Source organism: Streptomyces sp. NPDC111744 (assembly GCF_055634995.1).
On sequence record NZ_JBVKCG010000007.1, the window covers coordinates 219,131 to 245,393 of the forward strand.

Below are 26,263 nucleotides of genomic sequence, written 5' to 3' on the forward strand. Positions count from 1 at the left end.
GGGAATGACGGAATTTCACCGTCCGAACAAGGGGGCTCCACCTGTTCTCGACGAGTGGGAACGACCGGTTCCGGGTCACCGGACTGGACAGGGCCTAAGGGTCCGCCGTCATCCCCAGGTATGACACGGCGCACTCCCGGTCCCCCCTTGGTCGCCCTCCGGAACCGGAACTGCGGCTGACTACACGGGCCCGTACGGCCGAGACGATGGTGAGGTCCCCATGAAAGCCGTCGTCCCGACAGGAGCGCCCTTCCGTGTCCACCACACCCATCGCCGACCGGCGGACCACCTCCGTGGCCGCTCGCGCCACGGAGCTGTCCAAGATCTATGGCCAGGGCGAGACCCAGGTGGTCGCCCTGGACCGCGTCACCGTCGAGTTCCGGCAGGCCGAGTTCACCGCGATCATGGGGCCGTCCGGCTCCGGCAAGTCCACGCTGATGCACTGCGTGGCCGGCCTCGACACCTTCTCCTCCGGTTCCGTGCGGATCGGCGACACCGAACTGGGCTCCCTGAAGGACAAGCAGCTCACCAAGTTGCGCCGGGACAAGATCGGGTTCATCTTCCAGGCGTTCAACCTGCTGCCGACGCTGACCGCCCTGGAGAACATCACCCTCCCGATGGACATCGCGGGGCGGAAACCGGACAAGCAGTGGCTCGACAGCGTCATCCAGATGGTCGGTCTGAAGGACCGGCTGAGCCACCGGCCCTCGCAGCTCTCCGGCGGCCAGCAGCAGCGCGTCGCCGTCGCCCGCGCGCTCGCCTCCCGGCCGGACATCATCTTCGGTGACGAGCCGACCGGAAACCTGGACTCCCGCTCCGGCGCCGAGGTGCTGGGCTTCCTGCGCAACTCGGTGCGCGAACTGGGCCAGACGGTGGTCATGGTGACCCACGACCCGGTCGCCGCGGCCTACGCCGACCGGGTCGTCTTCCTCGCCGACGGCCGGATCGTCGACGAGATGTACCGGCCGACGGCCGAAGGCGTCCTCGACTTCATGAAGCAGTTCGACGCGAAGGGCCGTACCAGCTGATGTTCCGCACCGCCCTGCGCAACGTCCTCGCGCACAAGGCCCGGCTGCTGATGACCGTGCTCGCCGTGATGCTCGGCGTGGCCTTCGTCTCCGGCACCCTGGTCTTCACCAACACCATCTCGGACGCCTACCAGAACAGCTCCGCCAAGGGCTTCAAGGGCGTCGACGTCGCCGTCACCGCCGAGTACCAGGACTCCAAGGGCGACCAGGTCGGCAGGACGCCCGACCTCACCCAGGCCATGCTCGACAAGGCCGCGAAGGTCCCCGGGGCGGCCTCCGCCACCGGTGTCGTCTCCGGCTTCACCGCGATCGCGGACAAGCACGGCAAGCTGATCGGCGGCGGCTGGCAGTCCGAGGGCGGCAACTACTGGGGCACCAAGGACGCCCGCTACCCGCTGGTCAGCGGGCACGCGCCGAGCGGCGCGAACGAGGTGCTGATCGACTCCAAGACCGCGGAGCGGGCCGGCTACCAGGTCGGCGACACCGTGCGCGTCTCGGTGAACGGCCCGGTCCTCACGCCCACCGTCGCCGGCGTCTTCACCACCGACGACGGCAATGTCGCGGCCGGCGGCAGCCTCGCCCTGTTCGACACGGCGACCGCGCAGCAGCTGTTCGGCAAGAAAGGCGCGTACGACGAGATCGACGTGACCGCGAAGTCCGGCACCGGCCAGACCGCCCTCAAGTCCCAGCTGGACCAGGCGCTGCCGAAGAAGCTCGTGAAGACCACCACCGGCCACAAGCTCGCCGACGACCAGGCGAAGTCCATCGCCGACGGCATGAGCGGCCTGCGCCAGGGCCTGCTGGTCTTCGCCGGTATCGCCCTGTTCGTCGGCACGTTCATCATCGCCAACACCTTCACCATGCTGGTCGCCCAGCGCACCAAGGAGCTGGCACTGCTGCGGGCGGTGGGCGCCTCCCGCCGCCAGGTCACCCGCTCGGTGCTGATCGAGGCGTTCGTGGTCGGCGCGGTGGCCGGGGTGGCCGGTCTGGTCGCCGGTATCGGCATCGGCGCCGGACTGCGCGCGCTGCTGGGCTCGTTCGGCGCGACCGTCCCGGACGGCCCTCTGGTCGTCAGCCCCGGCACAGTGGCCGCCGCCCTCGCCGTCGGTGTCGTCATCACCATGCTGGCCGCCTGGCTGCCCGGCCGCCGGGCCGCGAAGATCCCGCCGGTCGCCGCGATGAGCGCGCTCCACTCGGCCCCGACCACCAAGTCGCTGGTGCTGCGCAACACGATCGGCGCCCTGTTCTCCGCGGCGGGCGTCGCGGTGATCCTGGCGGCGACGACGATGGCGGGCTCCGACGGCCAGGCGCCGATGGGCCTGGGCGCCGTACTCCTCATCATCGGCGTCTTCGTCCTCACCCCCCTCCTCTCCCGTCCGCTGATCGCGGCCGCCGCCCCGCTGCTGCGCGGGTTCGGTGTCGCCGGCAAGCTCGCCCGGCAGAACTCGGTGCGCAACCCGCGCCGTACCGCCGCGACCGCTTCGGCGCTGATGATCGGCCTGACCCTGATCACCGGTATGACGGTGATGGCGGGCAGTCTGCAGAAGTCGATCGACAAGATGGCGAGCTCGGCGATCCGCGCGGACTACGTCGTATCGATGGCCAACGGCAACGCGCTCTCCCCCGACGTGGCGAGGAAGCTCGCGACCGCCGACGGGGTGAGCGCCAGCAGCCCGCTGCGCAACGCGGCCTCCCGGATCGACGGCGACACCGAGTCGCTCACCGGCGTCAACGGCTCGGCGATCGGCAGGCTGACCGACCTCACGGTCGACAGCGGCTCCTTCAGGGTCGGCGGCTCGGACGTGGCGGTGGACGCCGACACGGCCAAGTCGCACGGCTGGAAGGCCGGTTCGGGCTTCACCGTCCACTACGAGGACGGCAAGGCGCAGAAGCTGACGGTCGCCGGGGTCTACGAGGGCAACGAGATGATCCGCGGGATCATGGTCGACAACGCCACCCTCACCCCGCACGAGACCGACCCCGCCGACATGCAGGTCATGGTCAAGACGGCGGACGGCGCGTCGGGCGCGGCCAAGGACAAGCTGGAGAAGGTCCTCGGCTTCAACCCGGCGATCAAGGTCCAGGACAAACAGGACCTGTCCGACTCCATCGCACAGGCGTTCACACTGATCCTGAACATGGTCTACGGCCTGCTCGCGATGGCGGTGATCGTCGCGGTCCTCGGTGTCATCAACACCCTGGCGATGTCGGTCTTCGAACGCCAGCAGGAGATCGGCATGCTCCGCGCGATCGGCCTGGACCGCAAGGCGGTCAAGCGGATGGTCCGTCTGGAGTCCCTGGTCATCTCACTCTTCGGCGGGGTGCTCGGCCTCGGCCTGGGAGTGTTCTTCGGTTGGGCGGCCGGGCAGCTGGTAGGCGCGAAGATGCCGACCTACGAACTGGTCCTGCCCTGGTCCAGGATGGCGCTCTTCCTGCTGCTGGCCGGCGTGGTCGGCGTCCTGGCGGCCCTGTGGCCGGCCCGGCGCGCGGCGAGGCTGAACATGCTGGCGGCGATCAAGTCCGAGTAAGCAGCCGTACACACGGCGAAGGGGCCCCACACCGTGTGGGGCCCCTTCGCCGTCCTACCGGGTCCAGGTACGGGTACGCAGCGGCAGCCCCGACGCACCCGGCTCCGGGGTCTTGACGGCCAGCACCTGGTTGACGCCGATGCGGTTGCGTTCGAAGGCGAGGGCGGAGGCGGCCATGTACAGCCTCCAGACGCGGGCCCGGCCGGGGCTGGTGAGCCGTACCGCCCGCGCCCAGTCGGCCTCCAGGTTGGCCACCCACCGACGCAGGGTCAGGGCGTAGTGCTCGCGCAGGGACTCCACGTCCCGCACCTCGAACCCGGCCCGCTCCAGCTGGGTGACGGTGGTGCCGATCGGCGCGAGTTCCCCGTCCGGGAAGACATACGCGTCGATGAACTGGTCGACGTGGTAGGCCACCTCGTCGCGCTGCGGCCGCCGCGCGATCTGGTGGTTGAGCAGCCGGCCGCCCGTCTTCAGCAGCGCGTACAGATCACTCGCGTACTTCAGGTACTTCTCCGCGCCCACGTGCTCGGCCATCCCGATCGACGAGATCGCGTCGTACGGCCCGTCCCTGACGTCCCGGTAGTCCTGGACCCTGATCTCCACCCGGTCCGTCAGACCCTCGTCCGCGACCCGTTTACGGGCGTACGCGGCCTGCTCCTGGGAGAGGGTGACCCCGACGACGCTCACGCCGTGCTCGCGGGCCGCGTGGATCGCCATCGAGCCCCAGCCGCAGCCGACGTCGAGCAGCCGCTGACCGGGTTTCAGATCGAGTTTGCGGCAGACGAGTTCGAGCTTGTCGCGCTGGGCGGTCTCCAGGGTGCCGTCGTCCTCCCAGTACGCGCACGAGTAGACCATCGACGGCCCGAGGACGATCTCGTAGAAGTCGTTCCCCACGTCGTAGTGGTGGCTGATGGCCTGCTTGTCGCTGCGGCGGGTGTGCAGATGGCGGCGTCTGCGGACCTCCTCGCGGGGCGGGGTGGGCGGGAGGGGCGGTCCGGCGAGCTTCAGCAGCTCCCGGGCGGCGGCCCGCACCTCGGGGTCGCGCAGGGCCTGGCCGAGGGTACGGCCGTCCTCCCCGCGCTCCCAGATCAGTCCGGACATCACCGCCAGGGCGCTGTACAGGTCGCCCTCGATGTCCAGATCTCCGGCGACCCAGGCCCGGGCCAGGCCCAGTTCACCGGGCTTGAACAGCAGGTAACGCAGGGCACGGCGGTTACGGATCACGAGTGCCGGAGCGTCCGGCGGTCCGGCCTGTGATCCGTCCCAGGCCCGCAGCCGTACCGGGAGCGGAACTCCCAGCACCTGCTCGGCAACACTCCTCAGCCGCGACGCGGCGTCGGCCATGGCGCACACCTCCAAGACGACGATCCCGGATGCCGGTTACCACGTAAACACCGTGAGGGCAGCAGCGCAGTCCCGCAAAGGAGTTACGACTGGGCAAACAGCTGTAGCGGCCACGCAGTTGCGGCTGCTCCCGGGAACGCCGAAGGACCTCCCGCACCACGGATGGCGGGAGGTCCTTCGGGTGGTTCGTCGACCGGTGGCCGAGGCCCGGCCGTGACCGGCAGGCCTTGGCCCAGCAGTCCCCGGCCTAGGAGGCCTTGGCCTTCTCCTCGGCCTTCGGGGCGGCGACCGGAGCCGGCTTGGCGGCCTCGTAGAACTCCTCGCGGGGGTTCTCCATGGCACCGAGGGACACGACCTCGCGCTTGAGGAACATGCCCAGCGTCCAGTCGGCGAAGATACGGATCTTGCGGTTCCAGGTCGGCATCGCCAGACCGTGGTAGCCGCGGTGCATGTACCAGGCGAGACGGCCCTTGAGCTTGATCTTCGTCTTGCCCAGGACGATCATCGCGACGCCCTTGTGCAGACCCAGACCGGCGACCGCGCCCTTGTTGGCGTGGCTGTACTCCTTCTGCGGGAAGCCCCGCATACCGGAGACCACGTTGTCGCCGAGGACCTTGGCCTGACGCAGCGCGTGCTGCGCGTTCGGCGGGCACCAGGCGTTCTCGACGCCGGCCTTGCGGGCGGCGACGTCCGGCACCTGGGCGTTGTCGCCCGCGGCCCAGATGTAGTCGGTGCCCTGCACCTGGAGGGTGGGGGCGGTGTCGACGTGGCCGCGCGGGCCGAGCGGCAGACCGAAGCGGGAGAGCGCCGGGTTCGGCTTGACGCCCGCGGTCCACACGATCGTGTTGGAGTCGACCTCAAGGCCGTTCTTCAGCACGACGTGGCCGTCGACGCAGGAGTCCATCGAGGTGGAGAGGTAGATCTCCACACCGCGGCTCTCCAGGTGCTCCTTGCCGTACAGGCCGAGCTTCGGGCCGACCTCGGGAAGGATCTTGTCGGCAGCGTCGACGAGAACGAAGCGCATGTCCTCGCGGGACACGTTCTTGTAGTACTTCGCCGCGTCGCGGGCCATGTCCTCGACCTCGCCGATGGTCTCCGCGCCCGCGAAGCCACCGCCGATGAAGACGAAGGTGAGCGCCTTGCGGCGGATCTCCTCGTCGGTCGTGGAGTCGGCCTTGTCCAGCTGCTCCAGGACGTGGTTGCGCAGGCCGATGGACTCCTCGATGCCCTTCATGCCGATGCCCTGTTCGGCGAGGCCGGGGATCGGGAACGTACGGGAGACCGCGCCGAGCGCGATGACCAGGTAGTCGAACGGCAGCTCGTACGCCTCGCCCACGAGGGGGGCGATCGTGGCGACCTTGCGGTCCTGGTCGATGGTGGTGACCCGGCCGGTGAGGACCTCCGCCTTCGGCAGCACGCGTCGCAGCGGGACGACGACGTGCCGAGGGGAGATGCTGCCGGCGGCGGCTTCGGGGAGGAAGGGCTGGTAGGTCATGTACGACCGGGGGTCGACGACCGTGACGGTCGCCTCGCCGTAGCGCATCTTCTTGAGAATGCGCCGAGCTGCGTACAGGCCTACGTACCCACCGCCTACTACGAGGATCCTGGGACGCTCCGTGGTGCTCATGGCATCGAGTATCCACCCGCCCAAGGGGGGTCGCTCGTGCGCCCCTTCACAAGGTTCCCCGGGGGTCGTGCTACACTCCGCCGCTCACGTGACGCAGGTCATGGTCAACAGCGGGAACCGACTTCCGATACGACCCGTTGTCAATGCCGCGTGAGCTGCCTCTCCAGGCTTCCGGGGGCACCCCCTGGGCACCGGATGTCACCCGCACGAGCGCCCCGGAAACACCCCCGAAATGCTCTCCTGAGCACGCGCCCGGGGCTGTTGAGCCCCTGAACGGGCCAACGGGGGCCCTTGGACCCCCCACCTGCACCGAATTCCTTGTGAAGAACTTCACGAAGTTTTCCGAGGGGGTGTCGTGACACGGCGTGTCACGGGCCCTCCGGGACGCTCACCCGTCCTCCCGCACGCTCATCCGAGGAGGTCAGGAGGGCGCGGCGAGGCAGCCGGAGAGGCCGGTCGGCCGGGCCGGCGAGGCGGCCGGAAGGGCGGTCGGCCGGGCCGGCGAGGCGGCCGGAAGGGCGGTCGGGGCGGGTCAGGCGATGGACCAGGCGATGCCGTCGAGGATGTCGTGCTCGCTCACCACGACCTCCGCCGCGCCCACCCGCTCCATGATCGACAGCAGTACGAGGGCGCCCGCACCGATGACGTCGACGCGCCCGGGGTGCATGGAGGGGATCGCGGCGCGCTCGGCGTGGGTGGAGTCCAGCAGCCGCTCGGTGATCTCCCGGACCCGGGCACAGGGGATACGGGAGTGGTGGATGGCGGCGGAGTCGTACTCCGGCAGGTCCTGGTGGATGGCGGAGAGGGTGGTGACGGATCCGGCCAGGCCGACCAGCGTGCGCGCCTCGCGCAGCGGCACCGTCTGCTCCGCGAGGTCGAGGGCGCGCTCGATGTCGGCCCGCATGGCGGCGATCTCGGCCTCGGTCGGCGGGTCGCTGACCTGCCCCTCGTGCACCAGGTGCCGCTCGGTCATCCGCACACAGCCGACGTCCACGGACCGGGCGCCCCGCACGTGCTCGTCCCCGACGACGAACTCGGTGGAGCCGCCGCCGATGTCCACGACGAGGAAGGGCTTGGCGAGGTCGTCGCGGCCCGTCAGTTCCTTCGTCGCACCCGTGAAGGAGAACTCGGCCTCCTGGTCGCCGCTGATGACCTCCGGCTCGACACCGAGGATGTCCAGCACCCCGCGCACGAAGTCGTCCCGGTTCTCGGCGTCCCTGGACGCGGAGGTGGCGACGAACCGCAGCCGCTCCGCCCCGTGCTCCTTGATGACCGCCGCGTACTCCCGGCAGGCGGCGAAGGTCCGCTCCAGCGCCTCCGGCGCGAGCCGCCCGGTCCGGTCGACCCCCTGCCCGAGCCGCACGATCACCATCCGCCGGTCCAGATCGACGAGCTCGCCGGTCCCGGGGTCGGCGTCGGCGACGAGCAGCCGGATGGAGTTGGTGCCACAGTCGATGGCGGCGACGCGGGTCATGACTGGTGTTCCTTCTCTGTTCGTGACGTCTCGGCCGGCCCTGTCACCACGCAGGCGCCCTTGAGCCACCACTGGGGCAGCATGGCGATCGCCTCGTCCCCCAGCGGGTTCACGCCGGGCCCCGCCGCCAGCGAGTGCGCGACGAGCACATGGAGGCACTTCACCCGGTCCGGCATCCCGCCGGCGCTCGGGAACCCCGTGAGCTCCTCGATCTCGTCCCGGCGCCGGATGTAGTCCTCGTGCGCGGCCCGGTAGGCCGCCGCCAGCTCCGGATCGCTCTCCAGCCGCGCCGTCATCTCCTTCATCACGCCGTCGGCCTCCAGGGTGCCGATGGCGGACGCGGCCTTGGGGCACGTCAGGTAGTACAGCGTCGGGAACGGCGTGCCGTCCGGCAGCCGCGGCGCGGTCTCCACGACGTCCGGCTGCCCGCAGGGGCACCGGTGCGCGATCGCCCGCAGCCCGCGCGGCGGCCGCCCGAGCTGCTGCTTGAAGGCCTCGACGTCCGCGTCGGTCGGCTCGGTGCGCGGAGTGGAGGGCGGAGGCGTTTCCATGACTGTGTTCTGTGTGGCTTTCTGTCGGTTCACTGGTCGGACGCGTCGGACTTGTCGACGCCGTCCCAGACGTTCGCGTACCAGGGCCGGTCGGCCGCCCCTAGGTTGGCGTGCGCCTGCTTGGCGACGGCGGGGTCGATCACGATGTACCCCGTCTCCCCCGGCATCACATAGTGCAGCCGCTCCCGGATCTGCTGCTCGGCGTACGCGTCGTCCTGCCATCGGGCCTTGACGTCCCGCAGCTGCTCGACCCGCTGCCGGGCCTGCTCCTGCTGCCGTTCCAGGTCGGCGATCTCGGCGCGCTGGGAGACGTACTGCCGCATCGGATAGGCGAGCGCGACGACCATCGTGCAGAGCACGATCGCGAGCAGCGCGGCGCGGCCGGTGAGCCGGGAGCGGCGGGCCTGGCGCCTGGTCTGGGAGCGGTAGACCCGGGCCGCCGTCTGCTCGCCGAGCAACTTCAGCCTGGTCGCGGTGGAGAACCGGTCCCGGTCCTTCGCGGCCATGTCCCCGCCTCCCGTTCACACGCGCGTACGTCCCCGCACACGGTACGGGACCGGTACGGGGACGTACGTACGACTGGCTAAGGCTTGACCCCGTAAGGGTCAGCCCGGTCAGCCCTTGCTGTGCCTACTGGTCCGCGGAGCGGAACCGCGGGAAGGCGCTGCGGCCGGCGTACACCGCGGCGTCGTCGAGGATCTCCTCGATGCGCAGCAGCTGGTTGTACTTGGCGACGCGCTCCGATCGGGCCGGGGCGCCGGTCTTGATCTGGCCGCAGTTGGTGGCGACGGCGAGGTCGGCGATGGTGACGTCCTCGGTCTCGCCGGAGCGGTGGGACATCATGCACTTGAAGCCGTTGCGCTGGGCAAGCTCGACGGCGTCCAGGGTCTCGGTGAGCGAGCCGATCTGGTTCACCTTGACGAGCAGCGCGTTGGCGGCGCCGTCCTCGATGCCGCGGGCCAGGCGCTCCGGGTTGGTGACGAAGAGGTCGTCGCCGACGATCTGGACCTTGTCGCCGAGCTTGTCGGTGAGGACCTTCCAGCCGGCCCAGTCGTCCTCGAACAGCGGGTCCTCGATGGAGACCAGCGGGTACGCGGAGACGAGCTCCTCGTAGTACTCGGTCATCTCGGCGGCCGAGCGGGACTTGCCCTCGAACTCGTACTTGCCGTCCTTGTAGAACTCGGACGCGGCGACGTCGAGCGCCAGCGCGATCTGCTCGCCCGGGACGTAGCCGGCCTGCTTGATCGCCTCGAGGATGAGGTCGAGGGCCGCGCGGTTGGACTCCAGGTTCGGGGCGAAGCCGCCCTCGTCGCCGAGGCCGGTGGACAGGCCCTTGTTCTTCAGGACCTTCTTCAGGGTGTGGTAGACCTCGGCACCCCAGCGCAGCGCCTCGGAGAACGACTCCGCGCCGATCGGGGCGATCATGAACTCCTGGATGTCCACGTTGGAGTCCGCGTGCGAGCCGCCGTTGAGGATGTTCATCATCGGCACCGGCAGCAGGTGCGCGTTGGGGCCGCCCAGGTAGCGGAACAGCGGCAGGTCGCTGGCCTCGGAGGCGGCGTGGGCGACGGCGAGGGAGACGCCGAGGATGGCGTTGGCGCCGAGCGAGCCCTTGTTGTCGGTGGCGTCCAGGTCGAACATGGCCTGGTCGATCAGGCGCTGCTCGGTGGCGTCGTAGCCGACCAGCTCCGGACCGATCTGCTCGATCACGGCGAGGACGGCCTTCTCGACGCCCTTGCCCAGGTAGCGGTTGGGGTCACCGTCGCGGAGCTCGATGGCCTCGAAGGCGCCCGTGGAGGCGCCGGACGGGACGGCGGCACGACCGGTGCTGCCGTCGTCGAGGCCGACCTCGACCTCGACCGTGGGGTTGCCTCGGGAGTCCAGGATTTCCCGGGCTACGACGACGTCGATGGACGGCACGAGCATCTCCTTCTTGGGATGTGACGCTGGTTGTGCGGGCGCACGCGGGCCTTGTCGGCCCTTGCTCAGCCTTGCGACTAGAGCCTAACCGTCCCGGGGCCGTCAGCCAGCCGACCGACCGGCCCGTGGACACACAGACGGTACCCATTGTTCATGCGCGGAACAAAGGGGGGCCCGATGAAGAACGGAAGAAGAGCGGGTCAAGGGGAGGACCGCGCGAGGACGGCAGGCGGACGGCAGGCGGACGGCAATGAGAAACCCCGCCCCGGTGCGTTCGGGGGAAAACGCACCGGAGCGGGGGCTCGTGGGGGACGGGGGTGGCCCGCACGTGCTCCTCACTATGAGGAGCACGGCTGTGCGGGCGCTGTGCTTCAGCCGGCGCCCGCGTATTACTTCGGGCGCTTACTTCAGGTGCAGCTGCTGACCCGGGTAGATGAAGTCGGCGTCGTCGACGATGTCCTTGTTCAGCTTGAACAGCGCCTGCCAGCCGCCCTTGACCTTGTGCTTCTCGGCGATCGAGCTGAGCGTGTCGCCCTTGAGGACCTTGTACTCGCCGTCGCCCTTCTTGACCTTCTTGCCGGTCGGGGTGGTGACGGTCTTCTTGGCGGCGGGACGCTCGGCGGAGCGGGAGGCGGCCTGGGTGTCGGTCGTACGGCTGCTGGTGCCGCTGTTCGACGAGCTGGAGCTGGAGGACGAGCTGCTGCCGGTGTAGGCGGCGCCGGACAGGCCCGTGCCGCAGACCGGCCAGGCGCCCTTGCCCTGCGCGGCGAGGACCTTCTCGGCGATCTCGATCTGCTGCGCCTTGCCGGCCTGGTTGGCCTGCGCGGCGTACTGGGTGCCGCCGTACGCGGCCCAGGTGGAGGCGGAGAACTGCAGGCCGCCGTAGTAGCCGTTGCCGGTGTTGATGGCCCAGTTGCCGCCGGACTCGCACTGGGCGACGGCGTCCCACTCGGAGGCGGTGGCGGCGGAGGCGGTGCCGGACGCCATCAGCGGGGCGGCGATGGCGACACCGGTGACGCCGGCGAGCGCGGCGGCGCGGGTGGCCTTGGACGGACGACGGTGCTTGCCCTTGCCGGAAAACAGCATGGTGGATCCCCTCACCGACGCCTGCGAGGTGAGCTGTCGGGTTCGGGCCGGTTGAGTTGCCCGGCCGCACACCTCGCGGTGCGCGGCTTCACCCCGAGCCGGACACGGCAGCCTCAACTACCGGTCCTGGCACTTACCTTGGGTCCCCCGCTCCTGCCTACGGCGCTTTACGCGACGACTGTTCCCGGGCAGCCGCTGGCAGGACTCGGCGTTGCGACGGCCGGGGCTCGTGGTGACGAGCGGCCTCGACCGTAAACAGGCGATCAGGTGAATTTCAAAGATGATCAGGGCTTCTGAGACTCATCCCACACTTTCGCCAAACCGGACATTTGACTTCTAAGTGGGGCGGTTCGAGAGCGCCAACTCCCGCTAGTCCGCGTTCGTTTCGGTGCCGAGTTTCAGGGTCTGACCGGGGGCGACGTGGTTCGGGTCGGTGCCGATGTCGGCCTTGTTGGCGGCATAGAGCGCGCGCCATCCTCCTTCGAGGCCAAGGGAGTCGGCGATGGAGGCGAGGGTGTCGCCGTCCCGGACGGTGTAGGTGCCGGCGTCACGGGAGGCGTGACGGCCGGAAGAAGTCGCACTCTGACCGTTTGTCACGTTTTCGTCCGCCGTGCCGCCGCGATGCTTGCCACCGCCACTGACGGCTCCCGTGTCGACAAGGCTCCAAGAGCCGCCGGTCTGCCATGAATTGTCCGACTCATCAGCTTCGGACGTGACGGGGTTCTCACTCGCCTTCGAGGTGCCGGAGCCGTTGGATCTCGACTTGTCCGCCTTGGTGGAGTCGGCAGGGGTGCCCGTACCCGAGTCCCCACTCGCGCTCGGGGACGGGGTGGCGGAGCCGGCTCCGGAGTCCGCGGCACCCAAGGAGGGGTTGGACGAGCCGGAATCCGATGAGCCGGATGAACCAGATGAAGAGGACGAATCCGACAACCCGGAGGACGAGTCGGATGTGCCCGACGTGTTGTCCGATCCGCCGAGGCCCGTGTCGACGTTCACCGAGGCGTCGTCCGAGGAGAGGCCGGCGAGTAGGGCACAGGTCCGCCAGGGCTTGGTGCCCTGGTCGGCGAGGATCTTCTCGGCGACGGCGATCTGCTGCGAACGGCTCGCCTGGTCCGGCGTGGTGGCGTACTCCTGGCCGCCGTACTGGTCCCAGTCGTCCTGGGACATCTGCAGGCCGCCGTAGTAGCCGGTGCCGGCGTCCATGCTCCAGGAGCCGCCGCTCTCGCACTCGGCCACCCGGTCCCAGGTGCTGCCGTCGGCCGCGTTGGCGCTCGCCGCCCCGAGGAGCGGGATGGCGATGGCGGAGCCGGTCACGCCGGCCGCGACGAGGATGGCCGGAGCCTGACGGGGGCGACGGTGACGACCGTTCCCGGAGAGCATGCGGAAACCTTTCGAGCGACAGCGGTGACCGGCGACGGGTCCCGCCGGGGCGTCGCACTGATGGGTGAACGTATAGGCAGACGATCACTTGTCACAAGTTAATGCCGCGCAGATCACGTGAAGATCACAGACTTGAACAGTGGTCATCTTTGCCGGTGGGAGGCCGGAGGGAGGCGTGCCGGTGGTGGATGCCGGTGGTGGGCTCATCGGCCGTGGGGGGTGAACTCCACGGGGAGCGTGCGCAGTCCGCGCATGATGAGCCCGCCGCGCCAGCGCAACTCGCTCTCCGCCACCGCGAGTCGCAGGTCGGGGAGGCGGCTGAGGAGGGCGGCGAGCGCGGTCTGTCCTTCCAGGCGGGCGAGCGGGGCGCCCAGGCAGTAGTGGATGCCGTGGCCGTATCCGAGGTGCTGGTTGTCCCGGCGTGCGAGGTCGAGCGTGTCCGGCTCGGCGAACCGCTCCGGGTCCCGGTCCGCGGCGGCGAGTACGACGAGGACCGGGTCGCCTGGCGCGATGCGCTGCCCGCCGATGCCGAGCGGCTCGGTGGCGAATCGCCAGGTGGCCAGCTCCACCGGCCCGTCGTAGCGCAGCAGTTCCTCGACCCCGGTCTCCAGCAGCCCGCGCTCGCCGGCGGCGAGGGAGTCCTGGAGGCGGCGGCGCTGTGCCGGATGGGTGAGCAGGGCGTACGTCCCGTTGCCGATGAGGTTGACCGTGGTCTCGAAGCCGGCGAACAGGAGGATGAACGCCATGGCGGCGGCCTCGTTCTCGGTGAGGTGCTCGCCTTCGTCGGAGGCCCGGATGAGCCCGGAGATGAGGTCCTCACCGGGGGCGGGCTCGGCGGACAGCGCCTCCCGCTTCCGGTGGATCAGCTCGGCCAGATATCCCCGCATCTTCTTCACGGACCGCGCGACCCCGCCTCGCGGCCCTCCCCCGTGTCGGATCATCATCCCCGCCCAGTCCCGGAAGTCGTCCTGGTCCTCACGGGGGACGCCCAGCAGGTCGCAGATGGCGTAGATGGGCAGCGGGAAGGCGAACTCATGGATGAGGTCGGCCTCGCCCCGGTCCGCGAACCCGTCGATGAGCCGGTCGGTCAGCTCCTGCACCCGGGGCGCGAACTCGGCGACCCGGCGCGGTGTGAACGCCTTGCTGACCAGCCGGCGCAGCCGGGTGTGGTCCGGCGGGTCGATGTTCAGCAGATGCGTCATCAGCTCGGCCTTGCGCTCCCCGGGGATCCCGGTCTTCCCCTTGGCGTGCGCGGGCTCGTCGTGATGCGCCGGGTTCTTGGACAGCCGGGGGTCGGCGAGGGCCTGCCTGGCGTCGGCGTAGCGGGTGACCAGCCAGGCCTCGACCCCACTGGGAAGCCGGGTGCGATGCACGGGCGCGTGTTCCCGGAGCCAGGCGTAGGCGGGGTAGGGGTCGGCGGCGAACTCCCAGGTGAAGAGGTCGGGGGCGGTGGGCTGGGGAACCTCTGGGTGAGGGGCGGGCTGGTCGGTCACTCCTCGACGGTAGCCGCAGGGCACGGGACCGTGTCAGTGGCCCTCCGTCTCCCTGATCGCGTCCCGGTAGGCCCGGGCAGCCGCGCGCAGGGCCGCTTCCGGGTCGACCCCTTCCGCCTCGGCCCGCACCGCCAGCGCGAGCAGTTGGTACCCGATGTCCTCCGCCTTGGGCAGCGGTACCTCCATCCCCGCCGTCCGCACCCGGGAGGCGAGTTTCGCCGCCAGGGCGAGACCCGGCTGGGCGAGGGGTATGCCGTCCGTGACCGACTCGCGCCGCTTCTCGATCGCCTTCGTGCGCAGCCAGTGCTCCTTGACCTCCTCCGGTGTCGAGGCGGTCTCGTCGCCGAAGACATGCGGGTGGCGGTGGATGAGTTTCGCGACGATGCCCCCTGCCACGTCGTCGACGGAGAAGGGGGCGTCCGGGTCCTCCTGGGCGATGCGCGCGTGGAAGACGACCTGGAGGAGCACGTCGCCCAGCTCCTCCCGCAGTTCGTCGCGGTCGCCGGCCTCGATCGCCTCGACGAGTTCGTACGCCTCCTCGATGGCGTACTTCGCCAGGCCCTCATGGGTCTTCTGGGACGACCAGGGGCACTCCGTGCGGATGCGGTCCATGACCTGGACGAGGTCGAGGAGGCGGGCGCCGGGCAGGTCGTAGGAGGCGGGGAGCAGCTCCAGCTGGGGCATCGGGACCCGGCCGGAGCCGGCGAGGCGGGCCAGGCCGTCGGTGAGGGCGGGCTCGCCCTCACCCGTCGCCACGACCACCACCGTCCGCCCGCCGGCGCAGGCGTCGACCAGCTCCTGGGCGGTGGGGGCGGCCTCGTCCACGGTCGTCCCGGCCTCGCGCAGATACGGCAGCTGCGGATGCGCGCCGTCCGCGCACAGCACACGGTCCGCCGAGCGCAGCGCCTGCCAGGCGGGCCAGGACAGCAGGCCGGGGGCGACGCGGTGGCTGGTGGTGAGCAGGACGATCCGGCCGGTGTCGGGGACGGTGGGAGCAGAGGGTTCCGGGCTGGTGGTGTTCACGATCCGAACGTAACGCACCCGCGCCGCCGGCCTCGGGCGTTGTCCACAGGATGGGGATGATCAAGCGATCGTATGACCGCTTCCGTCGGCCCCGCCTACGCCGTCACCCGCGTCCCCGACGACGTGACCTCCCGTACCCACGGCGTCCTGGCGTCCACCCGGCTGCTCTTCCCGACGTCCCAGGCGCCGTAGCGCGGATTGAGGTCGATGTGGAGTTCCTGGGACGCCTTGGACAGTGCCTTCCAGAAGGCGGGCTGGGTGGTGTCGGTGCCGAGGAGCTGGGCGAGTTTCTGGGCCTCCAGCTGGAGGCGGAGGTTGTCGTCCAGGCGCTTGGGGGCGATGCCGTACTTCTGGAGCCAGGCGTTCTGGAGCGCCTTGGAGCCGCCGGCCTGCTGTTCGAGGCCGGTGCGCATCCGCTGGATCTCCTTGCGGGTGACGCTGATGCCCGCGTCCTGGGCGGCCCGGTGCAGCACCTGGTCGAGAACCATGTTGTGCAGGGTGTCCCGGGTGAGGCTGCTGGTGGCGGCGAGTACCTGCTGGTACTGCCGCTCGTCGGGCACCGCCGCGCGCTGGGCCTGGCGGACCTCGTTCACGCGGGTCTGCAGCTGGGCGACGCTGATCCGCTGGCCGCCGACGACGGCCGCCGCGCCCGGGTGCGCGTCGCTTCCGCAGGCGGTGAGGAGGGGGGCCGCGGTGACGATCGCGGCGGAGAGGAGGAGCGCGGTGCGACGGCGGCGGTGCAAGGGAACCTCCCGAGGAGATTGTGCGACGGTGCACAAAGTCTTGCGGTGATCGATGGTAGGCAGTCGGCAAGCTCTGGCCAACCCATTCGACCAACGATTCACTCGCGCATCCGGCACCGCCGCGCCACTCCCCGGAAGGGTTTGCGGTACGGACGGGCTCAGCCCGTGATCGCCACCGGCGCGTCCCACGCGTCACGGTCCACGGTGATCGTGAAACCGCCGCGCGTCTCCTTGCTGTTCACCATGTACTGGTGCGCCCGGCTGTGCCCGGTGAACTGGGTCGCGCCGAACGGCCAGTCCGCCGTGGTGGTGTTGTTCTTGTCCCACAGTGCGTACCAGAGGTTGCCCGGCAGGTCCGTCTTGTCGGTGGCGTTCGCGATCGCCTTGGCGCTGGAGCTGGTGAAGCCGTAGAAGCCCGCGCGGTAGGTCTTCGCGTGCAGTTGCTTGTCGAAGGCGCGCACATAGGTGAGCACGGCGTTGTTGCACGACGTGTTCGTCGTGTCGTACGCCTCCATGTCGAGGTAGATCGGGCTGCCCGCCTTCATGCCGAGGGCGGCGGCCTTGGCGACCGCGTCGGTGGCGTCGCTGGTGCCGAGGGAGGCAGCGTTGGCGGTGGTCATCTTCTCCGGGTTGGAGCCGCTCTGGCAGGACGGCTGGGCGCCGACGTAGAGCGGGATGAGCTTCCAGCCGCCCGCGGAGACGGACTTGACCCAGGAGGCGGTCAGGTTGGGCTGGGCGCAGCCGCGGTTCTTGCCGCCTATGTAGACGGCGGCGGCGCCGTAGAGGCCGCCGTGCCAGGCGTTCATCGCGCCGAGCGAGGGCGCGGTGCAGGTGTCGAAGGCGCGGCCGGTGTACGTCTTCTGGGCGGGCCAGGTGGTGGCCGCCATGGATGTCTGCGCCGCTATCCCGGCCCCGGCGACGACCGCGGCTCCCGCCACGCCCCAGGTGATGTATCTGCGCTTCTTCGACTGCCGATGGCTGGACATGCCGTAACCCCACCCCTGTATGTGCACTGTGCAAGGAGGATCATTGTGCAAGAAGAGTCAAGGCACCCGGCCCGCGGGGCCCCTGTCGCGCGTGCCAGATCCGACCGGGCCTAGCCCCGCACCTGTCCCAGCCACTGGAGCGTCCGCCGGATCTCGCCCGCCACGGGGTGGCCGGGTCCGTGCAGCCTTTCCACGTCGAACAGCAGCCGGGTGAGCGTGTCCTGGGCGGCCGGCCGGTCGCCGAGCGCGAGCAGCAGATGCCCGATCCGGCGGCGCACGTCGTGCGCGAGCTGTGGATCGCCGGCCACGTACTGGTTCTCGTAGTACGGCAGCAGCGCACGGTACTCGGCGAGCGCCGCCGCCGGTTCGCCCAGCTGTTCCAGGCACTGGGCGGTCTCGTAGCGGAAGCGCAGGGACTGCGGGTCGGCCTGGCCGGCCTCGGCGGCGCGTTCGTCGGCGAGCCGGCGCAGTTCGGGCAGCGCGCGCCGGTACTGGCCGTCGTCCATCAGGGTGGCCGCGTACTGCTTGCGCAGGGTGCGTACGACCGTGGAACGCTCGCCGTGCTGGTCGGCGGCGACCGGCAGGATCGCGCCCAGGATGTCGACGGCCTGGGTGATGCGCCCCTCCCCGAGCAGCCGCTTGACCTCGTCGACGGCGGCGGCGACATCGGGTCTTGCGGGTACGGCGGCCACGGGGGCGGCGGGCTGGGGCGCGGGCGTCCGCGCGCGGTCCGGCCAGGGAGCGTGCGGGCGCAGGAAGGGGCGCGTGGGGTCCAGGGGCGCCCCGGTATGCATGCCGCGCGCGGGCAGGAGCGGGACGAGGTTCTCGTACACCTCCTGGGCGGAGCCGGGCCGGTGCTGGGGGTCCTTGGCGAGCAGCCGCAGCACCAGCGCCTCCAGCGGCTCGGGCACCTCGGGGCGCAGCCGGCGCACCGGCACCGGCTGCTCGTACAGATGCCGGTGCAGCACGCCGAGCGAGGTGGAGCCGGCGAACGGCACCTCCCCGCTGAGCAGTTCGTGCAGCAGCACCCCGAGCGCGTACAGGTCCGTGTACGGACCGACCGCGCCGCCCATCGCCTGCTCGGGCGCCATGTAGGCGGGCGAGCCGATGGGGGTGCCGGTGTGGGTGAGGCGGGTGGTGTCGGTGTCCATCACGGAGGCGACACCGAGGTCCAGGACGGTGATGGTGCCGTCCTGCTTGACCATCAGGTTGCGCGGCTTGAGGTCGCGGTGGACGATCGGCACGGCGTGCACGGCGCTCAGCACCGCGCACAGTTGCGCGGCCACCGCGACCGCCCACGGCCAGGGGTAGGGATCGTGCTCCGCGAGGTGCCCGGCGAGGTCGGTGCCGTCCACGTACTGCATGACGAGGAACAGCTCGTCGCCCTCGGTGCCCGCGTCGTGCACGGTGACCAGGCCGGGATGGTCGACCTGCGCGGTCACCCGGCACTCCCGCAGGAAGCGGCGGCGCAGTTCGTCGGCGTCCGCGCCCGCCACCTTGTCGGGGCGCAGCAGCTTCACCGCCACGCGCCGGTCGAGCCGCTGGTCGTACGCAGTCCAGACCTGGCCCATGCCGCCCTGCCCGATGAGCGTGGACAGCTCGTAGCGGTCGGCGACGGTCCGCCCGGTCGCCACGGTCACCTTCCGCCCTCGTTACGGCTGTCGTGCTTGCGCAGATAGTCACTGAGCTCGTCGAGCTCGGCACGCACCTGGTCGATCCGCGCGGGCGCCGGGCGCTGGGGCGGCGTGGGTATCGGGGGCTGGGGCGGCGCGGGTACCGGGGGCACGGTGTGCGGGGGCGGGGTGTGCGGCGGCTGCGCGCGCAGGGGCGTCGTCGTGGTGTACGGCGAGGCGGGGGGCGCGTAACCGTACGTCTGCGCCGCGTACGCCTCGCGCTGCCGCTGGAAGTGGCGTACGTCGGCGGCGAGGTAGTAGATGGTCGTGACCAGGAGCGTGCCGAACAGCAGCGTGATCCCCAGGTAGCCGCCGACCGTGTGCACGTCGTCGCCGGGCTCGGTGGCCAGCAGCACGATGCTGAGGAGGTCGGCCGCGGCCACCGCCACCAGCAGGCCGAACTCCGCCGGCCTGCGGGTCACCACGGCCAGCCGCAGCATCATCACCCAGGCCAGGAAGCCGGCGCTGAACACCCCCATCGCCACGAACACCACGCGCAACAGGACCAGTACCGCGTCGTGCGGCGGCCGCTGCACCGGCTGCGCATGGCCCTGGCCTTGCATGATCGCTCCTGTATTGCCTGGAATAGGGCGTACGTGCCCGTCCGGTGCATCCGTTTACGGACAACACCGGTCGCGCGGTGGTCGCTCCGAGCATATGGCCCGATGCCGACGTGCGGTCCGGGTTGTATCGAACCGTTGTGTGCCGGGCGCCGGGCGGTCCCGTCCACGCCCCCGGCGCGGGCCGATGCGCGAGCCGTCGCGTCAGTGTGCCTTGAAGCGCGACGGTGCCTTGGTCGGGTTTCCGCCCGCGGGAAGCTTCTGACCGGGGCAGGTGGCGAGGACCTTCTTCATCGCGGTCTTCTCGGCGGCGGTGACCCACAGGCCGTCGGAGCGGAACTGGATGACGCCGACCGCCGTCAGTTGGTCGAGCGGAACCAGCAGTTGGAACAGCGAAACACGGACCTTGATCGCGAACTGTCGGACACGCGCAATCGCCTGATCGCCCTGGAGCGGCGCTCGCAGGAGTCGGAAGACGACCTCACCGCCGCCAGAGCAAGTCTTCGTCGTGCGATGCGGGCGGTGCCTTCGAAGTGACGCGCGGCGTGAGCCGGCATCAGGGCCGCCGTTGGCCACGTTGTGGTAGGCAGGTTTCGTGATCGGCCGACTCCCTCTCGATGAGCAACTCGAGCACCTACGTGCGGCGCTGTCCCGGAACGAGGTGTTGACGGAGGTACTGGCACGCACCGCGACGTTGGGCCTGCCCGGGTGGTACGTGACGGCCGGGTGCCTGTTCCAGACCGTATGGAACGTGGTCACGGACAGACCGCCGACCAGAGGCATCAAGGACTATGACGTCTTCTACTTCGACGCCGGCGATCTGTCCTGGGAGGCGGAGGACGCTGCGATCAAGGCCGGCCGGGATGTCTTCTCCGGCCTGCCCGCAGAGGTTGAGATCCGGAACGAGGCGCGGGTGCACCTCTGGTACGAGGACAAGTTCGGGGTGGCGTGTCCTCCGTACGAGTCCACCGAGGCGGCGATCGACAGCTTTGCCGCAACCACTTGCTGTCTGGGCGTACGTGCCGAGGCGGACAGCACGTGGCGTGTATATGCGCCACATGGGCTGTCGGATGTGTTCAACCTCATCGTCCGACCGAACCCGGTGCTCGCGCCGCGGTCGGTCTACGAGGCCAAGACGGCACGGTGGCGCGAGCAATGGCCTGAGCTGACCGTTCTGGAATGGCCCTCCACGAGCACCGCGGCTCCCTCGGCCCGCGGCTGATACCCACCGCGTCGGCTTTGTCAGCCGCCGCACTGGGTCAGCATCATCCGCTTGTCCGCGACCGTCACCGGAAGGTCGTACTTCAACGACACCTGGGCGAAGCGCACCACGTAGGAGCAGCGGATCTGCTTGTTGGGGGGCAGCCACGTCGCGGGCCCCGAGTCGCTCTTGGCGCCGTTGGCGGGGCCGTCCACGGGAATCAGGTTGAGCGGGTCGTTGGCGATGTCCTCCCGCTTGTCCTTCGTCCAACGGGACGCACCCATCTGCCAGTCGTACGACAGCGGCATGACGTGGTCTATCTGCACCGTCGTGGCGTGGGACTTGATCCACTCGATGGTCCTACCGGTGTACGGGTCGTGCAGCGTCATGGAGGCGACGACGCAGTCGGAGCCGGCCCGGAAGCGGACTTTCTCGCCATCTCGTTTCAAGAGATCGTTTCGCGAGTCACAGCCGTTGTGTGCAAAGGGTATGCCGCCTGGAGCCGAGTCCATCCAGGCATAGCCGAACTTGTCCCTCGCATACCCCGTCTTCGGCCCACGTCCCTTCGTCGCCACTTTTTCGATCACCGACCGCGCCTTCGCCCTGTCCGCGGTGGACGTGATCGCCCCCAGCCCCGGTTTCGTGCCGTCCGGATTGTCCAGCGGGTTCACGGCCCGGTCGTCACCGGCGGTCGAGACGGATGAACCGGAGGATCCGCTGCCCGCAGGTGGGGCAATGTCCTTGCAGCCTGTGATCAGGAGTCCGGTGGCCGCCAGCGCGGCGGATGCCAGAACAACGCGCCGACCCCCGACACTGTGCCTCATGCGCCTCTCAGTACGCATAGCGCACCATCCCCTGAATGAGCTGCGAAAACCCTGCGATCACGTTGTGCAGCATAGAGACAACCCGCGTATCGCAGGAGTTGGAGTCGGTGTCCGCCCAGGGGGAGCCGAACTTCTCCCGGGTGAAACCGGTCTTCGGCGCCCGGCCCTTGACGGTCAGCGCGTCGGCGGCGGTAAGCGCCGCTCCCCCGCCGCCGCCCGTGCCCGGGGCTCCCGGGCTCCCCTTGTCCTGCAGGTCCTTACAGCCGGCCACGGCGAAGATCACGACGACAGCGATGACCGCCCCGCCCCTCAGACGCGTCACGTGCGCCCCCTCTTCCTTCCCTGTTTCCGCCTCCACGCGGGCGGATCTCTCCCGGCCCACGGTAGCCGCAGCGCGGTTCGCGTCGAACAGGACCTAAAGGGGCGGAAAGTGACTAACTCCCTCTTATCGGAACCGCTTTGACGCTCCGGAAGAAGCCCGGGCGGTACCCCTTCACGCCCGCTCACACCACGCCGCGGTCACACACCACACCGCACGCCTTGCCGACGATCGAGACGTCGAACTGACAGTTCCGTACGTCGGCCGGGCCGTCGCAGGCCGCGCCGGCGGGCACCCCGTCCACGGTGACGTTCCGGTCGGACGCGTCCACGATGGCGACCGTGAGGTGGACGCATCCGGTGCCGGTCAGGGGGGCGGCCGTGGCGGTGTTCTTCCCGGCGTGACCTTCAGCCCGCCGCCCGCAGGACCCGTCCTGGGCAGTGGGAACCCGAGGGCCACCGCTTCACCCCGGGTCCTCGACCGGTTCGACGTGCACCAGGGAAAGTCCTGCGCGGACGGGCTGACGAGGGGCGCGGCGAGCGTCAGAGGCGTACCGCCGTTGCCCGAAGTCGTCCGGCGCCCCGGGCCGGGCGGGCGCGGAAGCAGCCCGGTGACGCGGGCGCCGTACCGGGACGGGCGGGGGCGCGGCCAGTGTCAAGGAAACCGGTACCAGCCGCGCCTCGCCCGTTCTACGACCCGAGAACCGATGCCAGGAACTCGCCGACCCAGCCCAGCAACTCCCGCCCCACCAGCGGCTTTCCACCCACCTTGGCGGTCTTCGGGCGGGGCACCAGCAGCTGGTGGGCGGTCGGCTTGATGACGGTCCCCGGGTACAGCCGCTTGACCCGCAGCTCCTGCGATTCGCGCAACTCGACCGGAGCGAAGCGGATGTTGGTGCCCTGGAGAACGATCTCGCCGACCCCGCAGGCGCGGGCGAGCATCCGCAGTCCGGCGACCAGGAGCAGGTTCTCCACCGGCTCGGGCAGCTTGCCGTAGCGGTCGGTGAGTTCCTCGCGGACCGCCTTGATGTCCTCCTCCGAGTCGGCGGCGGCGATGGACCGGTACGCCTGGAGGCGCAACCGCTCGCCGGGCGCGTAGTCGTGCGGGACGTGCGCGTCGACGGGTACCTCGATCTTGACCTCCAGCGGCGGCTCCTCCTCGATCTCCCCGGTCTCCAGCTGCCGCCGGTAGTCCGCGACCGCCTCGCCCACCATCCGGACGTACAGGTCGAAGCCGACGCCCGCGATGTGCCCGGACTGCTCGCCGCCGAGCAGGTTGCCGGCGCCGCGGATCTCCAGGTCCTTCATCGCCACGTACATGCCGGCACCCATCTCGGTGTGCTGGGCGATGGTGGCGAGCCGTTCGTGCGCGGTCTCGGTGAGCGGCTTCTCCGGCGGGTACAGGAAGTACGCGTACCCGCGCTCACGCCCCCGGCCGACCCGGCCGCGCAGCTGGTGCAGCTGGGACAGGCCGAAGGTGTCGCCGCGTTCGACGATGAGGGTGTTGGCGTTGGAGATGTCGATGCCGGACTCGACGATCGTCGTGGAGACGAGGACGTCGAACTTCTTCTCCCAGAAGTCGACGACGACCTGTTCCAGCGCCGACTCCGACATCTGGCCGTGGGCGATGGCGATGCGTGCCTCGGGGACGATCTCACGGAGGCGGGAGGCCGCGCGGTCGATGGACTCGACCCGGTTGTGGATGTAGAAGACCTGGCCCTCGCGCAGCAGTTCGCGGCGGATGGCGGCGCCGATCTGCTTCTCCTCGTACGGGCCGACGAAGGTGAGCACCGGGTGCCGCTCCTCCGGCGGGGTGGTGATCGTGGACATCTCGCGGATGCCGGTGACCGCCATCTCCAGGGTGCGGGGGATCGGGGTCGCCGACATGGTCAGCACGTCGACGTTGGCGCGGAGCTTCTTCAGCTGCTCCTTGTGCTCGACGCCGAAGCGCTGCTCCTCATCGACGATGACCAGGCCGAGGTCCTTGAACTTGGTCTCCGAGGAGAACAGCCGGTGGGTGCCGATGACGATGTCGACCGCGCCCTCCCTGAGGGCCTCAAGGGTCGTCTTCGCCTCGGTGTCGGTCTGGAAGCGGGAGAGCGCCTTCACGCTCACCGGGAACTGCGAGTACCGCTCGGAGAACGTGCCGAAGTGCTGCTGCACCAGCAGGGTGGTGGGCACGAGGACGGCGACCTGCTTGCCGTCCTGTACGGCCTTGAAGGCGGCCCGGACCGCGATCTCGGTCTTGCCGTAGCCGACGTCGCCGCAGACCAGGCGGTCCATGGGGATCGACTTCTCCATGTCCTCCTTGACCTCGGCGATGGTGGTCAGCTGGTCGGGGGTCTCCGCGTACGGGAAGGCGTCCTCCAGCTCGCGCTGCCACGGTGTGTCCGTGCCGAACGCGTGCCCGGGGGCGGCCATCCGCGCGCTGTACAGCTTGATCAGGTCGGCCGCGATCTCCTTGACGGCCTTCTTGGCGCGCGCCTTGGTCTTCGTCCAGTCCGCGCCGCCGAGCCGGTGCAGGGTGGGTGACTCGCCGCCGACGTACTTGGTGATCTGCTCCAGCTGGTCGGTGGGGATGTACAGGCGGTCGCCCGGCTGGCCGCGCTTGGCGGGGGCGTACTCGACGACCAGGTACTCGCGGGTGGCGCCCTGGACGGTGCGCTGCACCATCTCGATGTAGCGGCCGACGCCGTGCTGCTCGTGGACGATGTAGTCGCCCGGCTCCAGGGTGAGCGGGTCGATGGTCTTGCGGCGCCGCGCGGGCATGCGGGCGCCGTCCCGGCCGGCCGCCTTCTGCCCGGACAGGTCGGTCTCGGTGAGCACGGCCAGCCTGAGCGCCGGGTCGACGAAGCCGTAGTCGATCGAACCGCAGGACACATGCACGACCGAGGGGCTCAGCTCGCCCAGGTCGACGTCCAGACGGGCCGCGATGCCCTCGCCGCCGAGCACCTCGACGGTGCGGGAGGCGGGGCCGTGGCCCTCGGTCACGTACACCGTCCGCCAGCCGTCGGCCAGCCAGCCCTTGGTGTCGGCTAGAGCCTTGGCGGTGTCGCCGCGGTAGGTCTCCGGGGCGTGCATGCCGAGCTTGAGGGTGTCGGCGGACAGCTCCTCGTCGGCGGCGAACGGCGACACCGACCACCACATCATGTCCCGCTCGCGCGCGCGGTCGCGGACGTCCGCGATCGACCACAGGGAGGCCGCGCCGACGTCGATGGGCGCCTCGCCGCCGCCCGCGGTGGCCGCCCAGGAGGCCTGCAGGAACTCCTGGCTGGTGGCAACTAGGTCGGCGGCACGTGTGCGGACCCGCTCCGGGTCGCACACGACGGCCATCGCGCCCTTGGGCAGCACGTCGAGCAGCAGTTCCATGTCGTCGACCAGGACCGGGGCGAGCGACTCCATGCCCTCGACCGCGATCCCCTCGGCGATCTTGTTCAGCAGCTCGCCCAGCTCCGGGTGCTGTTCGGCGAGGGCACGCGCGCGTGCGCGGACCTCGTCGGTCAGCAGCAGCTCGCGGCAGGGCGGCGCCCACAGGCCGTGCTCGGCGACCTCGAGGGAGCGCTGGTCGGCGACCTTGAAGTAGCGGATCTCCTCGACGTCGTCGCCCCAGAACTCGACGCGCAGGGGATGTTCCTCGGTGGGCGGGAACACGTCCAGGATGCCGCCGCGCACGGCGAACTCGCCGCGCTTCTCGACGAGCTCCACGCGCGCGTAGGCGGCGGCCGCGAGGGCTTCCACGATGTCGTTCAGATCGGCGCTCTGGCCGGTGCGCAGAGCCACCGGCTCCAGGTCGCCGAGGCCCTTGACCTGCGGCTGCAGCACGGACCGTACGGGCGAGACGACGACGGAGACCGGGCCGGTCTCGGGGTCGTCGGAGCTGGGGTGGGCGAGCCGGCGCAGGACGGCGAGGCGGCGGCCGACGGTGTCGCTGCGGGGGCTGAGCCGCTCGTGCGGGAGCGTCTCCCAGGAGGGGTACTCCACGACGCCCTCGGACGGCAGCAGCGTGCGCAGGGCGGCGGCCAGGTCCTCGGCCTCGCGGCCGGTGGCGGTGACCGCGAGCACGGGGCGGCCGGTCTCGCGGGCCAGGGCGGCGACCGCGAAGGGGCGGGCCGCAGGGGGGCCGACCAGGTCGACGTGCATGCGGTTGCCGTCCGCGGCCGCCTTGATCGCTTCCGCGAGTGCGGCGTCCTTGACGACGGCGTCGAGCAGACCGTGCAGGCTCATTCAGGGCGGCTTTCGTCCGGGGGTGGGCAACGCGAAGTGCCCGGCGCGGGCTGCGACCGGGGGGTCTCCAGCCTACGTCGCCGCGTGGGCGTGCGCCGGGGGCTGTGGACAACCCGCCTGTGGACACCCTGCGCGGCGTCTCGCGCGCCCCGGGGAGTCTCGCACGGGACACATGTGCCCGGCGCCGGAGAGTCTCCAGGACTCCCCGGCGCCGGGCCTTCCCCCGCAACCCCCGTATGCGGTGGTCTCGGAGTCGGGTTGTCGGACCTGTCGGACCTGT

The 26,263-nt window shown here is 70.3% G+C and carries 21 protein-coding genes, 1 pseudogene and 1 riboswitch; of the genes and pseudogenes, 3 read left to right on the forward strand and 19 right to left on the reverse strand.

The features are described 5' to 3' along the window. Nucleotides 1-254 precede the first annotated feature (254 nt). Together ACZ7OO_RS18610 and ACZ7OO_RS18615 are read left to right on the forward strand one after the other, a co-directional pair. The gene (locus tag ACZ7OO_RS18610) at nucleotides 255-1,028 is read left to right on the forward strand and encodes an ABC transporter ATP-binding protein (protein ID WP_471505836.1); all 774 of its coding nucleotides are present in this window, start codon (nucleotides 255-257) and stop codon (nucleotides 1,026-1,028) included. Continuing rightward, complete coding sequence (locus tag ACZ7OO_RS18615) at nucleotides 1,028-3,556, forward strand: ABC transporter permease (protein WP_471505837.1); 2,529 nt, start codon at nucleotides 1,028-1,030, stop codon at nucleotides 3,554-3,556. Before ACZ7OO_RS18610 ends, ACZ7OO_RS18615 begins: the two co-directional genes overlap by 1 nt. 54 nt (nucleotides 3,557-3,610) lie before the next feature. Here the strand turns inward: ACZ7OO_RS18615 and ACZ7OO_RS18620 are convergent, their stop codons facing one another. The 15 genes from ACZ7OO_RS18620 to ACZ7OO_RS18690 all read right to left on the reverse strand — a co-directional run bounded on the left by ACZ7OO_RS18620 (nucleotide 3,611) and on the right by ACZ7OO_RS18690 (nucleotide 19,992). Then, nucleotides 3,611-4,900, reverse strand: coding sequence for a class I SAM-dependent methyltransferase (locus ACZ7OO_RS18620; RefSeq protein WP_471505838.1), 1,290 nt, complete (start codon nucleotides 4,898-4,900; stop codon nucleotides 3,611-3,613). A 247-nt stretch (nucleotides 4,901-5,147) separates the two neighbouring features. Beyond that, nucleotides 5,148-6,527 carry an NAD(P)/FAD-dependent oxidoreductase gene (locus ACZ7OO_RS18625; RefSeq protein WP_471505839.1) on the reverse strand — a complete coding sequence of 460 codons (1,380 nt, stop codon included), beginning with the start codon at nucleotides 6,525-6,527 and terminating at the stop codon, nucleotides 5,148-5,150. A 532-nt stretch (nucleotides 6,528-7,059) separates the two neighbouring features. Continuing rightward, a complete protein-coding gene (locus tag ACZ7OO_RS18630; RefSeq protein ID WP_471505840.1) occupies nucleotides 7,060-8,001 on the reverse strand; it encodes a Ppx/GppA phosphatase family protein in 942 nt (313 codons plus the stop codon). Next, nucleotides 7,998-8,552, reverse strand: coding sequence for a DUF501 domain-containing protein (locus tag ACZ7OO_RS18635; protein WP_471505841.1), 555 nt, complete (start codon nucleotides 8,550-8,552; stop codon nucleotides 7,998-8,000). Before ACZ7OO_RS18635 ends, ACZ7OO_RS18630 begins: the two co-directional genes overlap by 4 nt. 29 nt (nucleotides 8,553-8,581) lie before the next feature. Beyond that, entirely contained in the window at nucleotides 8,582-9,058 is a 477-nt protein-coding gene (locus tag ACZ7OO_RS18640; RefSeq protein WP_471505842.1) for an FtsB family cell division protein, read from the reverse strand. Between the two features lie 124 nt (nucleotides 9,059-9,182). Beyond that, the gene (eno, locus tag ACZ7OO_RS18645; RefSeq protein ID WP_352220265.1) at nucleotides 9,183-10,478 is read right to left on the reverse strand and encodes a phosphopyruvate hydratase; all 1,296 of its coding nucleotides are present in this window, start codon (nucleotides 10,476-10,478) and stop codon (nucleotides 9,183-9,185) included. 396 nt (nucleotides 10,479-10,874) lie between these two features. Next, the gene (locus ACZ7OO_RS18650; RefSeq protein WP_471505843.1) at nucleotides 10,875-11,558 is read right to left on the reverse strand and encodes a transglycosylase family protein; all 684 of its coding nucleotides are present in this window, start codon (nucleotides 11,556-11,558) and stop codon (nucleotides 10,875-10,877) included. Between the two features lie 3 nt (nucleotides 11,559-11,561). Then, nucleotides 11,562-11,733: riboswitch (cyclic di-AMP (ydaO/yuaA leader) on the reverse strand. 194 nt (nucleotides 11,734-11,927) lie between these two features. After that, on the reverse strand, nucleotides 11,928-12,938 hold the full coding sequence (locus tag ACZ7OO_RS18655; RefSeq protein WP_471505844.1) for a transglycosylase family protein: 1,011 nt from the start codon (nucleotides 12,936-12,938) through the stop codon (nucleotides 11,928-11,930). 203 nt (nucleotides 12,939-13,141) lie between these two features. Continuing rightward, on the reverse strand, nucleotides 13,142-14,431 hold the full coding sequence (locus ACZ7OO_RS18660) for a cytochrome P450 family protein (protein ID WP_471505845.1): 1,290 nt from the start codon (nucleotides 14,429-14,431) through the stop codon (nucleotides 13,142-13,144). Nucleotides 14,432-14,464: 33 nt separating this feature from the next. Beyond that, nucleotides 14,465-15,454 (reverse strand): nucleoside triphosphate pyrophosphohydrolase, encoded by a 990-nt coding sequence (locus tag ACZ7OO_RS18665; protein WP_471505846.1) that lies wholly within the window; start codon nucleotides 15,452-15,454, stop codon nucleotides 14,465-14,467. Between the two features lie 95 nt (nucleotides 15,455-15,549). After that, nucleotides 15,550-16,197, reverse strand: a complete 648-nt coding sequence (locus ACZ7OO_RS18670) for a SurA N-terminal domain-containing protein (RefSeq protein WP_471505847.1) — start codon at nucleotides 16,195-16,197, stop codon at nucleotides 15,550-15,552. A 158-nt stretch (nucleotides 16,198-16,355) separates the two neighbouring features. Further along, nucleotides 16,356-17,183 carry a glycoside hydrolase domain-containing protein gene (locus tag ACZ7OO_RS18675; RefSeq protein WP_471505848.1) on the reverse strand — a complete coding sequence of 276 codons (828 nt, stop codon included), beginning with the start codon at nucleotides 17,181-17,183 and terminating at the stop codon, nucleotides 16,356-16,358. Nucleotides 17,184-17,293: 110 nt separating this feature from the next. After that, entirely contained in the window at nucleotides 17,294-18,781 is a 1,488-nt protein-coding gene (locus tag ACZ7OO_RS18680) for a protein kinase domain-containing protein (RefSeq protein WP_471505965.1), read from the reverse strand. 38 nt (nucleotides 18,782-18,819) lie between these two features. Next, nucleotides 18,820-19,419: a hypothetical protein gene (locus ACZ7OO_RS18685; protein ID WP_471505849.1), complete on the reverse strand. Its 600-nt coding sequence runs from the start codon at nucleotides 19,417-19,419 to the stop codon at nucleotides 18,820-18,822. A 201-nt stretch (nucleotides 19,420-19,620) separates the two neighbouring features. Beyond that, a complete protein-coding gene (locus tag ACZ7OO_RS18690) occupies nucleotides 19,621-19,992 on the reverse strand; it encodes a hypothetical protein (RefSeq protein ID WP_471505975.1) in 372 nt (123 codons plus the stop codon). Nucleotides 19,993-20,011: 19 nt separating this feature from the next. Here ACZ7OO_RS18690 and ACZ7OO_RS18695 point away from each other — a divergent pair, with 19 nt between their 5' ends. Further along, complete coding sequence (locus tag ACZ7OO_RS18695) at nucleotides 20,012-20,638, forward strand: nucleotidyltransferase family protein (RefSeq protein WP_471505850.1); 627 nt, start codon at nucleotides 20,012-20,014, stop codon at nucleotides 20,636-20,638. Nucleotides 20,639-20,658: 20 nt separating this feature from the next. Here the strand turns inward: ACZ7OO_RS18695 and ACZ7OO_RS18700 are convergent, their stop codons facing one another. The 4 genes and pseudogenes from ACZ7OO_RS18700 to mfd all read right to left on the reverse strand — a co-directional run bounded on the left by ACZ7OO_RS18700 (nucleotide 20,659) and on the right by mfd (nucleotide 25,983). Then, nucleotides 20,659-21,441, reverse strand: a complete 783-nt coding sequence (locus ACZ7OO_RS18700) for an HNH endonuclease family protein (RefSeq protein WP_471505851.1) — start codon at nucleotides 21,439-21,441, stop codon at nucleotides 20,659-20,661. Between the two features lie 82 nt (nucleotides 21,442-21,523). Continuing rightward, nucleotides 21,524-21,763: pseudogene (locus ACZ7OO_RS18705) on the reverse strand (hypothetical protein); the annotation flags it as partial. Between the two features lie 181 nt (nucleotides 21,764-21,944). Continuing rightward, nucleotides 21,945-22,091 carry a hypothetical protein gene (locus ACZ7OO_RS18710; RefSeq protein ID WP_471505852.1) on the reverse strand — a complete coding sequence of 49 codons (147 nt, stop codon included), beginning with the start codon at nucleotides 22,089-22,091 and terminating at the stop codon, nucleotides 21,945-21,947. Between the two features lie 358 nt (nucleotides 22,092-22,449). Next, nucleotides 22,450-25,983 (reverse strand): transcription-repair coupling factor, encoded by a 3,534-nt coding sequence (mfd, locus tag ACZ7OO_RS18715; RefSeq protein ID WP_471505853.1) that lies wholly within the window; start codon nucleotides 25,981-25,983, stop codon nucleotides 22,450-22,452. Nucleotides 25,984-26,263: the final 280 nt, after the last annotated feature.

Excerpts from the sequence above, each read along its gene's own strand:
- mfd (WP_471505853.1), bottom strand. The coding sequence starts at position 25,983 with ATGAGCCTGCACGGTCTGCTCGACGCCGTCGTCAAGGACGCCGCACTC.
- ACZ7OO_RS18650 (WP_471505843.1), bottom strand. The coding sequence starts at position 11,558 with ATGCTGTTTTCCGGCAAGGGCAAGCACCGTCGTCCGTCCAAGGCCACC.
- ACZ7OO_RS18635 (WP_471505841.1), bottom strand. The coding sequence starts at position 8,552 with ATGGAAACGCCTCCGCCCTCCACTCCGCGCACCGAGCCGACCGACGCG.
- ACZ7OO_RS18685 (WP_471505849.1), bottom strand. The coding sequence starts at position 19,419 with ATGCAAGGCCAGGGCCATGCGCAGCCGGTGCAGCGGCCGCCGCACGAC.
- ACZ7OO_RS18620 (WP_471505838.1), bottom strand. The coding sequence starts at position 4,900 with ATGGCCGACGCCGCGTCGCGGCTGAGGAGTGTTGCCGAGCAGGTGCTG.
- ACZ7OO_RS18640 (WP_471505842.1), bottom strand. The coding sequence starts at position 9,058 with ATGGCCGCGAAGGACCGGGACCGGTTCTCCACCGCGACCAGGCTGAAG.
- ACZ7OO_RS18625 (WP_471505839.1), bottom strand. The coding sequence starts at position 6,527 with ATGAGCACCACGGAGCGTCCCAGGATCCTCGTAGTAGGCGGTGGGTAC.
- ACZ7OO_RS18675 (WP_471505848.1), bottom strand. The coding sequence starts at position 17,183 with ATGTCCAGCCATCGGCAGTCGAAGAAGCGCAGATACATCACCTGGGGC.
- ACZ7OO_RS18700 (WP_471505851.1), bottom strand. The coding sequence starts at position 21,441 with ATGAGGCACAGTGTCGGGGGTCGGCGCGTTGTTCTGGCATCCGCCGCG.
- eno (WP_352220265.1), bottom strand. The coding sequence starts at position 10,478 with ATGCTCGTGCCGTCCATCGACGTCGTCGTAGCCCGGGAAATCCTGGAC.
- ACZ7OO_RS18655 (WP_471505844.1), bottom strand. The coding sequence starts at position 12,938 with ATGCTCTCCGGGAACGGTCGTCACCGTCGCCCCCGTCAGGCTCCGGCC.
- ACZ7OO_RS18615 (WP_471505837.1), top strand. The coding sequence starts at position 1,028 with ATGTTCCGCACCGCCCTGCGCAACGTCCTCGCGCACAAGGCCCGGCTG.
- ACZ7OO_RS18630 (WP_471505840.1), bottom strand. The coding sequence starts at position 8,001 with ATGACCCGCGTCGCCGCCATCGACTGTGGCACCAACTCCATCCGGCTG.